The sequence below is a fragment of the Pseudomonas sp. MWU12-2020 genome, assembly GCF_023100605.1.
GTDB classification, from domain to species: domain Bacteria; phylum Pseudomonadota; class Gammaproteobacteria; order Pseudomonadales; family Pseudomonadaceae; genus Aquipseudomonas; species Aquipseudomonas fluorescens_H.
On the sequence record NZ_JALMEX010000011.1, the window covers coordinates 154227 to 167643 of the forward strand.

Here is a 13417-nt window from a genome sequence, read left to right on the forward strand (position 1 = left end):
GACCTACTCCTTGGCGACGCGTTTCATGTCCGCATCCATCATCATGCGGATCAAGGTGTCCAGATCGGTTTTCGGCTTCCAGCCCAGTACGCGCTGAGCCTTGGCCGGGTTGCCGAGCAGCACTTCGACTTCGGCCGGGCGGAAGAACGCCGGGTCGATCTTCACGTAGTCGCGGTAGTTCAGACCGACGTGATCGAAGGCGATGCGGCACATTTCGCGCACGGTGGTGGTGACGCCGGTGGCGACCACGAAATCGTCAGGCTTGTCCTGTTGCAGCATCAGCCACATGGCTTCGACGTAGTCACCGGCAAAACCCCAGTCGCGTTTGGCGTCGATGTTGCCCAGGGCCAGTTCCTGCTGCTTGCCCTGCTTGATGCGGGCCGCGGCGTCGGTGACCTTGCGGGTGACGAACTCGATGCCGCGCAGCGGCGACTCGTGGTTGAAGAGGATGCCGCTGCTGGCGTGCAGGTCGAAGCTTTCGCGGTAGTTGACGGTGATCCAGTGGCCATAGAGCTTGGCCACGCCGTAGGGGCTGCGCGGGTAGAACGGGGTGTTCTCGTCCTGTTGCTCGGCCTGGATCAGGCCGAACATTTCGCTGGTGGAGGCCTGATAGAAACGCGTGTGCGGGCTGAACTGGCGGATCGCTTCGAGCAGGTGGGTCACGCCCAGGCCATCGACGATGCCGGTGGTCACCGGTTGATTCCAGGACGCGGCGACAAAGCTTTGCGCGGCAAGGTTGTAGACCTCGTCCGGGGCTGACTTGATGACTGCGCGCTGCACCGAGCAGGCGTCAGCCATGTCGCCATCGAGGTACTCGATGTCGGCTTCGACGCCCATCTCGCGCAGGCGCCAGCGCGAATCGCTGCTGCGCCGAGCAACCAGGCCGTGAACCTTGTAACCCTTGTCGAGCAACAGTCTGGCCAGATAGGCGCCGTCCTGACCGGTGATCCCTGTGATCAATGCACTTTTCATTCTTGTTGTACTCGCTGCTCCCAGTCGGACAGGATCGCCCGCAGGGATTGTTGTGTTGTGATTTCAGGCGTCCATCCTGTGGTTTGGGTCAGTCGTGCGTGACTGCCGCAAACGCGACGCTGATCGGCACGACGCATGCGTGCCGGATCCTGAACCAGTTGCACCTGGACCTGCGCCAGATCGCTCAGCTGTTCGATCAGACTGCGGATGCTCTGCTCGCGGCCCGAGCAGATGTTGTAAACCTGCCCCGGCGTGCCTTTTTCCAGCAGTGCGAAATAAGCCGAGAGCACATCGCCGACATCGAGGAAGTCCCGCGTGACGTCAATGTCGCCGACCTCCAGTTGCGGGGCTTGCAGGCCCTGTTTGATGCGGTTGATCTGGCGCGCAGCGCTGGCGATGACAAAGCTGTCTTTCTGCCCGCTGCCGATGTGGTTGAACGGCCGCGCCACCAGCACCGGCCAGCTTTCGCTCAAGCCCCATTGCAGGCTGAGAAATTCTGCCGACAGTTTGCTCACCGCGTAGGGATTGCGCGGGCAGGGCGGTTGTTGTTCGGTGATCGGCAGGGCGGACTCGGCGACCTGGCCGTAGACATCGCCGGAGCTGACGTACAGGAACGTGCCGGCAAAACCGCGAGCCTTGAGGGCCTGTAACAGATTGAGGGTGCCGAGCAGATTGATCTCGAGGGTGCGGGCCGGGTCGCGGAAGGCTTCGGGAACAAACGTCTGGCCGGCCAGATGAATCACCGCGTCGGGCAATTGTGGCCACAGGTCGACGAGACTGTCCGGCACCGTGAGGTCGTAGGGCGATGCGCCAGGCAGCAGCTGCCATGTCGAATCAGGCGACGCCAGACGCGACTGGATATGTTGCCCCACGAATCCACCCAGCCCCGTGACGAACAGACGCTTTTTCAAACCGCGACCCCTTGGTCTTGAATCTTCGCCATTTCCCACAGCCTCTATGGGCGTGTCTGTCAGAACGCTGGTAAATACCGGTCGGACATCGGGCGAAGTCATTGTTGTAGTTGTTTGGTTGCCAATCTGTGCCAATTACGCAGCAATTTCAACAGGCCAAACCGTGACTGGTCAGTTCTCGTCAGAGTAGCCTGATTTATTCTCGCCGGGTGGTTCGCGAATCCCCGACGGATGTGTTTAGAATGCCCCTCGTCGCGTTCTCCCGGTGTTGTCCAGCGTTACTGCAATCCCGGCTGCAACCGACCACTAAAACAAGAACAAAGACGGGCCCGAAGACGCAGGACGAGTGCCGGCATGCCGACCACGATCCAGCGCTTGGCCGTCATGGATTGAAGCGGCCGGGATGGCGACTTCATCGTGGGATGCCATGAATTTCATTCTTTACTCGGACGTCAACGACAGCTCCATCAGCCAGAGTCTCGGGCGTCCCGAATACAGTTATTACTTCGTGCTCAAGGCCTATCGTCCGGTGCTGGAAAGCCTTGGGCGGGTGCATGTGGTGTCCTCCAGCGCCGACGTCGATCCGCTGTACCGCCAATTGCGCGCGGCCGGCGAAGACAGCCTGTTTCTCTCCTTCACCCCGCCGCAGAAAACCCCGACCGACCTTGAATGCCCGACCGTCTGCGTGGTGGCCTGGGAGTTCGACTCGATCCCCGATGAGCAATGGGACAATGACCCGCGCCAGGACTGGACGCAGATGCTCGCACGTCAGGGCCGGGTCATCACGTTGTCGAGCCATACTGCGCGGGCGATCCGCCGGGCCATGGGGGATGACTTCCCGGTGCTGGTACTGCCGACGCCACTGTGGGAAAACTTCGCTGCCATCCGCGCACGTCACGTCAGTGAGCCGGTCAATCCCGGCACAACGCTGGCGATCAAGGGCTGCGTGTTCGATAGCCGCACGCTGGGCTTGTCTGCCGACGCGCTGATTCCGATACCGCCGACTGCCGAGGAAGAGGCAGCGCTGGCCGCCGAAATCGAGGCTGCGCGTCCGCCACCGCTGACTCTCAAGCGGCGCTTTGTGATTGCCCGCCACTACCTGCGTCTGTGGGTTCTGGATTCAGGCCGCGAGCAAGTACCGGCGGTGCCACGCGTGAAGTTTCTGCATCACTGGTACTGGGAAGGTGTGCGCGATCTGCTGTCAGACAAGGCGCATGCCTGGCTCGAACAGCGTTTGCCGAACATCGCCGGCGCCCCCGCCGTGCCGGTCATCGAACCTGCGCCTCTGGATTTGCCGGACACCTCATCGGTTGTCGAAACCCGTGTCGATGGCGTGGTCTACGTCAGCGTGTTCAACCCCAGGGACGGCCGCAAGAACTGGCACCACATCGTCACCGCTTTCTGCTGGGCCTTTCGCGACAAGCCCGACGCTACGCTGGTGCTCAAGATTACCCATAACGATCTGACGTCCTACTACAGCGAATTGATGACCCTGCTTGCGCAGTTGTCGCCGTTCGCCTGCCGGGTGCTGGTGCTGCACGGTTACCTCGACGACGGGCAATATGCGCGGCTTTACGAAGCCGCCAGTTTTTACGTCAACGCCTCGCGCTGTGAAGGCCTGTGCCTGCCGTTGATGGAGTTCATGTCCAGCGGTAAGCCGGTGATCGCGCCGGATCACACTGCGATGGAAGACTATATCGACGATTCGGTGGCGTTCGTGGTCGAGTCCAGCGAGGAACTGACCATCTGGCCGCAGGACAGCCGCCTCATCTATCGCACGCTGCGCCACCGGCCGGACTGGGGTTCACTGAAAAACGCCTACGAAAGCAGTTATCGGATGGCCAAGGCTCAGCCGCAGGATTATCGGCGCATGTCCACGGCCGCGGTCGAGCGCATGCACCAATACTGCGCTTTCGCGCCCGTGCAGCAACGTATGGCGGACTTCTTCGGGCTGGTTGCACACACGCCGCAGGCTGTGTCAGTGACGGATAACGCCTCATGCTGATCATCATTTATTCGGAAACCAACCAGCACACCATCGCGCAGAACCTGGGACGCTCGGAGTACAGCTATTACTTCGTGCTCAAGGAATACCGCCCGGTACTCGAGCGGCTCGGGCGGGTGGTGGAAGTGCTCGATCCGCAGACCGAAGTCGACGCGCTCTATCGGGAGTGCGCCGCCCGGGGCGAGCCGTGCGTGTTCTTGTCGTTCTCGCCGCCGCACCGCACGCCGCTGAACCTGGCGTGCCCGACGCTGCCGGTGTTCGCCTGGGAATTCAGCACCATCCCCGACGAGCCGTTTGCCGGTGAGCCGCGCAACGATTGGCGCACCGTGCTGCGCGCCTGCGGTGCGGCGATCACTCATTCCAGCTACACGGTCAATGCCGTGCGCGAGGCGATGGGGGCTGATTACCCGATTGTCGCGGTGCCGGCGCCGGTGTGGGATCGTTTTGCCGCACGCGGTGCGCAGTTGCCACGTGAGCCGCAGGCGGGCCCGCTGCGCCTGAAGATCAAGGGCCTGGTGGCCGACAGTCGCCAGCTCGACCTGAACGCGTACGCTCCGCTGCAACTGCGCAGCGGCGTCGGCATTGATTTTGCGGCCCCGGTGACCGAGCAGGAGTTGCTGCTCGACGGCGTGGTCTACACCTCGGTGTTCAACCCCGGCGACGGGCGCAAGAACTGGCAAGACATGCTCAGCGCATTTTGCGTGACGTTCCGCGACAACGATGACGCGACGCTGGTGCTCAAGCTCACCCACCATGATGCCGAACTGGCGATGAGCGACATCCTCCATCACCTGTACAAGAACCAGTCCTATCGCTGCCGCATCGTGCTGATCTATGGCTATCTGGCGGATGCCGATTACGAACGACTGGTGCAGGCGACCCGCTACGTGGTCAACACCTCTTACGGCGAAGGCCAGTGCCTGCCGCTGATGGAGTTCATGTCCTGCGGCAAACCGGCGGTCGCCCCGCGCACCACGGCGATGATCGATTACCTGAGCGCCGACAATGCGTTCCTGATCGACTCCACCGATGAACTCACTGCCTGGCCGCACGACCCGCGCAGTGCTTTCCGCACCTTGCGCTACGTGACCAACTGGGCGTCGTTGTGCGTGGCCTATCGCGCCAGCTACGAGGTGGCCAGACACGATCCGCAACGGTATGCGCAGATGGCAGCGCAAGCGATTAACAGCCTGCAGGGTTTCTGCAGTCAGTCAGTGGCCGAGCAGCGTTTACAAATGTTTTTGACGCAGTTGTTCGACCGCCTGCCTGCCGCCCATGTAGAGATTTCCGGGGCATGAGCAGCAAACGGATCATGGACATCGAAGTGCTGCGGGCAATCGCGGTGCTTGGTGTGCTGTTTCATCATTTGCAGGGCAGCCTGTTCACCGACCCGGTGCCTCTGCTGGGAAACATTCACGCCTGGGCGCAGTCGTGGTGGGGCGTCGATCTGTTTTTCGCGATCTCCGGATTCGTTATCGCCCGCAGCCTGATCCCGGCGCTGCGAGCTTGTACGACCCGGCAGGAATACTGGGCGCAGACGCGTAACTTCTGGTTGCGACGGGTCTTTCGTCTGTTGCCGTCGGCGTGGTTGTGGCTGGCGTTGATACTGCTGGCGTGCGTGTTTCTCAACCGTTCCGGGGCGTTCGGCACCCTGTACGCCAACTTGCAGGCGACATTGGCCGGGGTGTTGCAGTACGCGAACTTCCGCTTTGCCGACAGTTTCTTTAACTACGAATACGGCAGCAGCTTCGTCTACTGGAGCCTGGCGCTGGAGGAGCAGTTCTACCTGTTGTTCCCGCTGCTGATTCTGGTGTGCCGCAAACACCTGGTCTGGGTATTGCTTGCGCTGGTGGCGGTGCAATTGTTCACCCTGCGCACGCCAATGCTGATGGTGGTGCGTACCGATGCGCTGGCCCTCGGCGTGTTGCTGGCGATGTGGAGCGTGCAGCCGGGTTATCAGCGCTGGCAGCCGACGTTCCTGCAGCGGCCATGGGCCGGCGTATCGACGCTGATTTTGCTGGCACTGTTGCTGAGCTACATGGCCACCGACCGTTTCACCTTCGCCTCTTACCGCATCGGCTCGATTGCCGTGCTCAGCGCGCTGCTGGTGTGGATCGCCTCGTACAACCGCGATTACATGCTGCCGGCCGGTGGTCTGCAACGGTTGATGGCGTGGATCGGCAGTCGGTCCTACGGCATCTACCTGATCCATATTCCGGCCTATCTGCTGGTCCGCGAGCTGATCTTCCGCTTGCAAAGCGCCGGTCTGCCGAACCCGGCCGGGCACCCTGTACTGACCATCCTGCTGGCGTTCGGCCTGATCGTGCTGCTCAGTGAACTCAATTACCGCTTTATCGAAATGCCGATGCGCAATCGCGGCGCTGCGCTGGTGCGTCGCCTCGATACTTCGCGAACCGCCGTCCCATCCTCTGGAGCCACCTCATGCTGAGCCTTTTGAAGAAACTCAGGGCAGCGTCGCCTGCGCCGGTCCCCGCGCCGTCTGCTGCGGACAAAGTCGACCCGTACATGCTCGGCCTTTACGACGCGAAGCTCAGCGGCTGGTTCAACCAGGAGACCGACGAGCTGTTCACCGGGTTCCGGGTGAGTGCGGACGACATCCTGCTTGATGTGGGGTGCGGGGACGGCGGCAACGTGTACTTTTGCGGCATGCGTGGGGCGAAGATCATCATTGCCGACATCGACGGTGCCAAGGTCGAGGCTACTCGCCAGCGCCTGAGCGATACGCCGGCGCGTGAGATCGAATGCCATGTCACCGACTGCAACCCGCTACCGATCGCCGACGCCACCGCCACTCGGGTAGTGTCCACCGAAGTGATTGAACACGTCGACGATCCGGCGCAATTTCTCGCCGAGCTGGTGCGCGTCGGCAAGCCGGGCGCGTTGTATCTGCTGAGTGTGCCGCACCCCAGTTCCGAAGACCTGCAGAAGGACATTGCCTCGCCGGAGTATTTCCAGAAGCCCAATCACATTCGCATCATCAGTGAAGAACAGTTCAAGGCAATGGTCAGCGATGCCGGGCTGGAGATTATCAGCCACAGCCAGTACGGCTTTTACTGGTCGATGTGGATGCTGCTGTTCTGGGAGGCCAAGGTCGATTTCAGTAACCCGGATCACCCGTTGCTCGAGCATTGGGCCAACACCTGGCAAACCGTGCTCGACTCGCCACGCGGCGCGCAGATCAAGCAGGCGCTGGATGCGGTGGTGGCGAAAAGTCAGGTGATCATTGCCCGCAAGCCTTGAGCGGTTTGTGTAACCTTGCAGCCTGATGTCTCAGGGATCTGCAAGGTATGCGCGTTATCGTCGGCTTGTCGGCCATGCTGGCTGTGTTGTTGCTCTGCGCCTGTGAACGACAGGATGCAGCGCCGCTCGATCAGCAGCTCTACGTCTGGCAGCGGCATTGGACGCCGGCTCATGAGCTTGCACTGAAAGACAGTCGCGGCGACTTTTCGACGCTGCGGGTGCTGGCGTTGCAGGCCTTTCCGAATGCCGGATGGAGCCGCGCGCGCATCGATCCGGCGTTGCTCAAACGGGATGCTCGGCCGTTGATTGCGGTGATCCGGCTTGACGGCCAGCTCAAGGCGCTCGACGAGCAACAAGTCACGGCACAGATCCTCCAGATGCTGGCAGACTGGCAAGGGCAGGGGCTGACCCTGAGCGGCATCGAGATCGATCACGACGCCGGGAATGCGCGTCTGCCGGCCTATACCGAATTCCTTCTCCATCTGCGCGGCGCATTGCCGGCCAGCCTGCCGCTGAGCATCACCGCGTTGCCGGCCTGGCTCGACAGTCCGCAACTGCCGGCGCTGCTGGCAACTGTCGACAGTAGTGTGCTGCAGGTGCATGCGGTCAGCGATCCGCGTCGCGGTCTGTTCGACCCCGAGCAGGCGCGGCGCTGGGCCGAGGCTTGGGGGCGGGTAACCGACAAACCGTTTTATCTGGCACTGCCGGCCTACGGGGTGGCGCTGTTGCCCGATGCTGACGGCGCCCCGGTGGTGGAAAGCGAAGTGCCACTTGAGCGCGGCGGACAACGGCGCGAATTGCTCGCCGATCCGCAGCAATTGAGTCGACTGGCCAAGGAGTTGCGTGAAGATCGCCCGGCGCATCTGGCCGGTCTGATCTGGTTTCGCCTGCCGCTGGTCAACGATCGTCGCGCCTGGAGCCTGAGCACGCTGCGTGCCGTCGCCCGTGGCGAAGCATTGAGCAGTCAACTGAGCCTGACGCTCAGCGAGAGTAATGGCCTCTATGACATCGCCCTCAACAACCGCGGTAACCTCGACAACGCCTGGCCCGCACGCATCAGCGTGAAGGCGCGCGATTGCGAAGGCGCCGACGCGCTCGCCGGTTATGCGTTGCAACAAGGCCCGGATCTGCTTACCTTCACCCGCCAGCGCGACGGTCGTCTGCCGGCGGGCGGGCAACGCGCCATCGGTTGGGCGCGCTGTGCATTTATTGATCAAGGAGGTTCGCATGTTGACCCGTAACTGGCCCCGCCATCTGCTCTGCCTGAGCCTCAGCCTGCCGCTGGGTTCGGCGCTGGCCTGCGGCCCGGACTTCCCGATGCGCCTGCTCGACAATCGCGGGCAGACCCTGGCCGAGCTGCCGGAGGGCAACTTCAACTTTGAGCTCAGCCGCCTGGGCAAAGCCATCCCCGGGCTGAAGAACGTCACCGCGGCGACCTACAACCCCAACGATTTTTACGCTGAACCGACCGAGCCTGCGAATCAGCGTGACAAGGCCGAGCAGGCCGGTCTCACAACCGAACAGCAAGCGCTGGTCAAACAGCTGCGCAGCCTGACCGACGCGCATCAGGTCGATGTGCAGGGCGCCAGCCTGCCGGCGGAGATTCGCCTGTACCTGGCCGGTGCCGTGGCGTTTGGCGCGGGCGACTATCAACTGGCGGCCGAGTATTTCCGCCAGTTGCTGGCGTTGCCGGCTGAGCAACGGCCGTTGCGCAGCACTTGGGCGGCGTACTCGCTGGGCCGTGCGTGGGTGGCCAGAAGTACCGAGGCCAACAACGCCATCGATGCACTGGAACAGGCGCGGGATGCCTTCCGCCAGGCTCGGCAGTTGAGCATCGACGGTTTCAGTGACCCGTTGGAACTGGGCGTCGCCAGCCTCGGCGAAGAGGCGCGGGTACTGCGCACCTCGGGCGATTGGGCCGGCGCCATCGAATTGTATGAAGCGCAGAACCTGCACGGTTCGGCGGTGGGCAATACCTCGCTCAAGCTGCTGATGAATGATCTGGCGCAGTTGCCCGAGGAGCAACTGGCGAAGTTGCTCGAACACCCTTCGGTGCAACAACTGGTCACCGCCTCGTTGATCAGTCGTCAGGGCTGGTCATTCGGCGATGAGCCGCCAAACCAGAAGAAACTGGTCAAGCTCCTGCAGAACAGCACCCGCGGCAGCTTCGACAACGCCGACCGGCTGGCGGCGGTCAATTATCAACAGGGCGATTACACCAACGCCAAGGCCTTTCTCGAACACGCCGGTGACGGCGGCCTTGCGTGGTGGTTGCGGGCCAAACTGGCGGTGCGTGACGGCGATAAAAATGCCGCGGCTGCCGCCTATTCCAAAGCCGCGCAGGCCTTTCCGCAGACCGAGAATTGGGGCTATCGGCGCACGCAGGACTGGGACTTTGAAACCGTTCAGCCCAAATGCCGGGTCGAAGGCGAGAGCGCGATCCTGGCGCTGCAACGCGGTGAATACCTGCAAGCCTTTGTTCAGTTGTACCGCAGCAACAACATCTATTGGTTCGACGCCGCGACAGTGGCCGAGCGGGTGCTGACGGTCGATGAACTGAAACGCTACGTCGATGACAACGTGCCGGCGCCACCGCCGCTGACCCAGCAGGAGCGCGACAACTATGTGCAGTTGCCGGTTGCCGCCAGCCTGCGCAATCTGCTGGGCCGACGTCTGTTGCGTGAGGGGCGCTATGAAGAAGCGGTCGGCTACTTCGACAATCCCGACCTGCAAAACAAAGCGAAACTCTACGGCCAGCAGCGGCTGAAAGCCGACAGCGCCTGGTGGCCGACCAAACGCGCCAGTGCGTTGTACAACGCTGCCTGGACGGCTCGCGAGTGGGGTATGGATATTCTCGGTTACGAGATGGCACCGGATTACGCCACGTTCGGCGGCAACTACAGCCTGGAAAACGCCGCGCTGAAAGTCGGGCCGCTGGTGGCTGAAGACGAAGTCAAACGTCAGCAAGCCAGCGAAGCCAAGCCGGACGAGCGTTATCACTACCGCTTCGTTGCCACCGCGCTGGCCAGTCGTGCCGCCGACAACCTGCCGCACACCAGTCAGGCGTTTGCTGCCGTGTTGTGCAACGCCGCCGGTTGGAACAGCAGCCTGCAGGAACAGAGCGATCTCTATGAACGCTATGTGAAGGAAGGTGCTTACGTGCCGTGGGCGGTGGATTTCGGTCATCAGTGCCCGTACCCGGACTTTGAAAACGCCGACAAGCGCTACGTCACCCAGGTCACCGATGCCGCGCGCTCGGCACTGCGCCCTTACAAATGGCCGGTGCAGATCGGTGGGGCGGTGCTGGTGGTCGGCGTTGCGTTGTTCCTGATCACTCGTCGGCAACGCCGGGCGGCGCGCAAAGACTAGGCCTGTTGCACGAACGTCAGGCGCAGGGCGAAGCCGATCAACAGGCTGCCGAACAGCCACTGTTGCAAGCGTTGGGCCGAGGGACTGCGTTGCAGCCAGCGGCCCAATGCGGCGCCGATCAGCGCGTAGGTCGAGTCAAACAGCAGCCCGGCAGCCACCAGCAGCATGCCGAGGATGGCGAACTGCGTCAGCACCGGGGCACCGTCGGCGACGATAAATTGCGGAAGCAGCACCGAGCAGAACAGCAGCGCCTTGGGGTTGAGCAGATTGGTCAGCAAGCCACGGCGGATCGCTTCACGCCATTGTCCGTGGACGTCGGTCACACCGGCGGCATTCAGGTCCGGCAGCAAGGTGCTGCGCAGGCATTGAATGCCGATCCACAGCAGATAGGCCGCCCCGGCCAGACGCACCACGTCAAACGTCCACGGCGCGGCTTTGAACAGCGCCGCCAGTCCCAACGCCGCCAATGCGACATGACATCCCCGAGCAATCGCCAGGCCCACCGCGGTGGCCAGCGCGGCGCCGCGGCCCTGCCGGGCACCGGTTTGCAACAGCAAGATCATGTCCGGCCCAGGCAACAGATACACCACCGCCAGCGCCAGAAAAAACATCCACATACCCGCCATGCTGCCGCCCTTTCGTTGTCGATTCGGTCGGCTCAGTCTATGGCCGAAGGGTGGGGCAGGTGCTTGCGTAGTCGGCTTCAAAATGGGCCAGTATTGGCATAACCTGCTTTCTTTTTTCGATCTGACCATCAGGATCTGCCAAACATGAAACTCGACGCCTTCGATCGCAAGATTCTCGCCGCCCTGCAACGGGACGGACGCCTGAGCAACGTCGAGCTGGCGGACGAGATCGGCCTGTCGGCGTCACCGTGCCTGCGCCGAGTGCGGATGCTGGAGGAGGCCGGGGTGATTCGCGGCTATCAGGCCAACCTCGATCGCGATGAAGTGGGACTGGGGCTGACGGTATTTGTCGGGGTCAAGGTCGAGCGCCACAACGATGAACAGGCCGAAGCCTTTTATGCGGCGGTGACGGCGTTGCCGGAGGTGATCTCGGCGTTTCTGGTGTCGGGGGAGTCGGATTTTCTGTTGCAGGTGGTGGTGCCGGACTTGCGCGCGTATGACCGCTTTCTCAGCGGCTGCCTGCTGAAGCTGCCGGGGGTGAGTGACATTCGCAGCAACTTTGCGATTCACACGGTGAAGACCCCGGGGGCGTTGCCGTTGGGGCATCTTCCGCTGTAGAGCGGGTTGCTCCTTTCGCGAGCAGGCTCGCTCCCACATTGGAATGCGATCGAATGTGGGAGCGAGCCTGCTCGCGAAAAGATTGCCGGTCGACGGTTACATCTGTGTTGCCATTCCTTCCACATTCATTGCCGCCTGACGCAGCGCCTCGGAGCGGGTCGGGTGCGGATGGCAGGTCAGCGCGATGTCTTCGGCCGAGGCACTGAATTCCATGGCCACGCAGTACTCACCGATCATTTCGCTAACGCTCGGGCCGACCAGGTGCACGCCGAGGATTTCGTCCGTGCGTTCGTCGGCAAGGACCTTGGCGAAGCCTTCGGTCTCGTGGTTGATCTTCGCCCGGCTGTTGGCGGTGAACGGGAACTTGCCGACCTTGTAGGCGCGTCCTTCGGCCTTGAGCTGCTCTTCGGTCTTGCCGACGCTGGCCAGTTCCGGGCGGGTGTAGATGACGTTGGGAATCAGGTCGTAGTTGACCTCGCCGGCCTTGCCGACAATTTGTTCCACGCAGGCCATCGCTTCGTCTTCGGCCTTGTGCGCGAGCATCGGGCCGGATGTCACGTCGCCGATCACCCACACGCCGGAGGCTTCGGTGCGGTGCTGGCGGTTGGCGAGCATGCCGCGCTTGTCGGTGCTCAGGCCGACGTTCTCCAGGCCCAGGCCTTTGGTGTACGGGCGCCGGCCGATGGCGACCAGCACGTAGTCGGCTTCCAGTAACTCGGCGCTGCCACCCGCTGCAGGTTCGACGCTGAGCTGTACGCCGCTGGCCGAAGTCGTGGCGCTGGTGACCTTCGAACTCAACTTGAAGCTGATGCCTTGCTTGCTCAGTGAACGCTGCAGGGTTTTGCCGGCCTCGCCATCGACGCCGGGGCAGATGCGGTCAAGGTATTCGACCACGGTCACCTGGGCACCGAGACGGCGCCAGACCGAGCCCAGCTCCAGGCCGATCACCCCGGCGCCAATCACCACCAGATGCTTGGGCACTTCGCTCAGCGACAGCGCGCCGGTGGAGTCGAGGATGCGCCGATTGTCGATCTCGACGCCGGGCAGGGGCGTGGGTTCGGAGCCGGTGGCGATGATGATGTTCTTGGCGCTCAGCTCGGTCTTGTTGCCTTGATCGTCGCTCACCGTGACTTTGCCCGGGCCATTGATGTGGCCCCAGCCCTTGATCCAGTCGACCTTGTTTTTGCGAAACAGAAACTCGATGCCTTTGGTCAGGCCGCTCACGCTCTCGTCTTTCTGTTTCATCATTTGCGCGAGGTTGAGCGTGGGTTTGACCTCGATCCCGAGGTTGGCGAATTCGGTACCCATGGCCGCGTCGTACAGCTCCGAAGCATGCAGCAAGGCCTTGGATGGCATGCAACCGACGTTCAGGCAAGTGCCGCCGAGGGTGGCGCGGCCTTCCACGCAGGCTGCCTTCAGGCCCAACTGGCCAGCGCGGATCGCTGCGTTATAACCACCGGGGCCGCCGCCCAGAATCACCACGTCATAGTTGCTCATGCTGTTACTCCTGGTTGGGAATGCGGATCGCTAAAAGTAGTAGTCGAATAAAATTACGTACGTAATATGTGCATTTCCGGACATTTCGGTCAAGGCTTCAGGCAAGCGACAGGTTGGACATCTTTAGATAAGTGCATTTGTGTACGAATATTTCACGC

11 protein-coding genes are annotated in these 13417 nt (G+C 62.2%); 7 read left to right on the forward strand and 4 right to left on the reverse strand.

Going from position 1 to position 13417, the window contains the following annotated elements; genetic code table 11:
- Positions 1-3 precede the first annotated feature (3 nt).
- Both gmd and M0814_RS22725 read right to left on the reverse strand, forming a co-directional pair.
- Complete coding sequence (gene gmd / locus M0814_RS22720; protein ID WP_003229754.1) at positions 4-972, reverse strand: GDP-mannose 4,6-dehydratase; 969 nt, start codon at positions 970-972, stop codon at positions 4-6.
- Positions 969-1883, reverse strand: a complete 915-nt coding sequence (locus tag M0814_RS22725; RefSeq protein WP_003229752.1) for a GDP-mannose 4,6-dehydratase — start codon at positions 1881-1883, stop codon at positions 969-971. The genes gmd and M0814_RS22725 overlap by 4 nt, the downstream gene beginning before the upstream one ends.
- Positions 1884-2310: 427 nt before the next feature.
- Between M0814_RS22725 and M0814_RS22730 the strand changes: the two genes are divergently transcribed.
- From M0814_RS22730 to M0814_RS22755, 6 genes are read left to right on the forward strand one after another with little or no spacing between them, the layout of a single operon-like run.
- On the forward strand, positions 2311-3888 hold the full coding sequence (locus M0814_RS22730; RefSeq protein WP_247868528.1) for a glycosyltransferase: 1578 nt from the start codon (positions 2311-2313) through the stop codon (positions 3886-3888).
- Positions 3882-5186 carry a glycosyltransferase gene (locus M0814_RS22735; RefSeq protein WP_103484014.1) on the forward strand — a complete coding sequence of 435 codons (1305 nt, stop codon included), beginning with the start codon at positions 3882-3884 and terminating at the stop codon, positions 5184-5186. The genes M0814_RS22730 and M0814_RS22735 overlap by 7 nt, the downstream gene beginning before the upstream one ends.
- Positions 5183-6337 carry an acyltransferase gene (locus tag M0814_RS22740; protein ID WP_103484015.1) on the forward strand — a complete coding sequence of 385 codons (1155 nt, stop codon included), beginning with the start codon at positions 5183-5185 and terminating at the stop codon, positions 6335-6337. Before M0814_RS22735 ends, M0814_RS22740 begins: the two co-directional genes overlap by 4 nt.
- A complete protein-coding gene (locus M0814_RS22745) occupies positions 6331-7149 on the forward strand; it encodes a class I SAM-dependent methyltransferase (protein ID WP_003229744.1) in 819 nt (272 codons plus the stop codon). The genes M0814_RS22740 and M0814_RS22745 overlap by 7 nt, the downstream gene beginning before the upstream one ends.
- A 47-nt stretch (positions 7150-7196) precedes the next feature.
- Positions 7197-8390: a DUF3142 domain-containing protein gene (locus M0814_RS22750; protein ID WP_103484016.1), complete on the forward strand. Its 1194-nt coding sequence runs from the start codon at positions 7197-7199 to the stop codon at positions 8388-8390.
- Positions 8377-10518: a hypothetical protein gene (locus tag M0814_RS22755; RefSeq protein ID WP_103484017.1), complete on the forward strand. Its 2142-nt coding sequence runs from the start codon at positions 8377-8379 to the stop codon at positions 10516-10518. Before M0814_RS22750 ends, M0814_RS22755 begins: the two co-directional genes overlap by 14 nt.
- Here the strand turns inward: M0814_RS22755 and M0814_RS22760 are convergent.
- Positions 10515-11144, reverse strand: a complete 630-nt coding sequence (locus M0814_RS22760) for a LysE family translocator (protein ID WP_103484018.1) — start codon at positions 11142-11144, stop codon at positions 10515-10517. The two genes, M0814_RS22755 and M0814_RS22760, sit on opposite strands and share 4 nt — an antisense overlap.
- Before the next feature lie 144 nt (positions 11145-11288).
- Between M0814_RS22760 and M0814_RS22765 the strand changes: the two genes are divergently transcribed.
- Positions 11289-11762: an Lrp/AsnC family transcriptional regulator gene (locus tag M0814_RS22765; protein WP_045122687.1), complete on the forward strand. Its 474-nt coding sequence runs from the start codon at positions 11289-11291 to the stop codon at positions 11760-11762.
- A gap of 96 nt (positions 11763-11858) precedes the next feature.
- Here M0814_RS22765 and lpdA read toward each other — a convergent pair whose 3' ends face one another.
- Positions 11859-13259 carry a dihydrolipoyl dehydrogenase gene (lpdA, locus tag M0814_RS22770; RefSeq protein ID WP_103484019.1) on the reverse strand — a complete coding sequence of 467 codons (1401 nt, stop codon included), beginning with the start codon at positions 13257-13259 and terminating at the stop codon, positions 11859-11861.
- Positions 13260-13417: the final 158 nt, after the last annotated feature.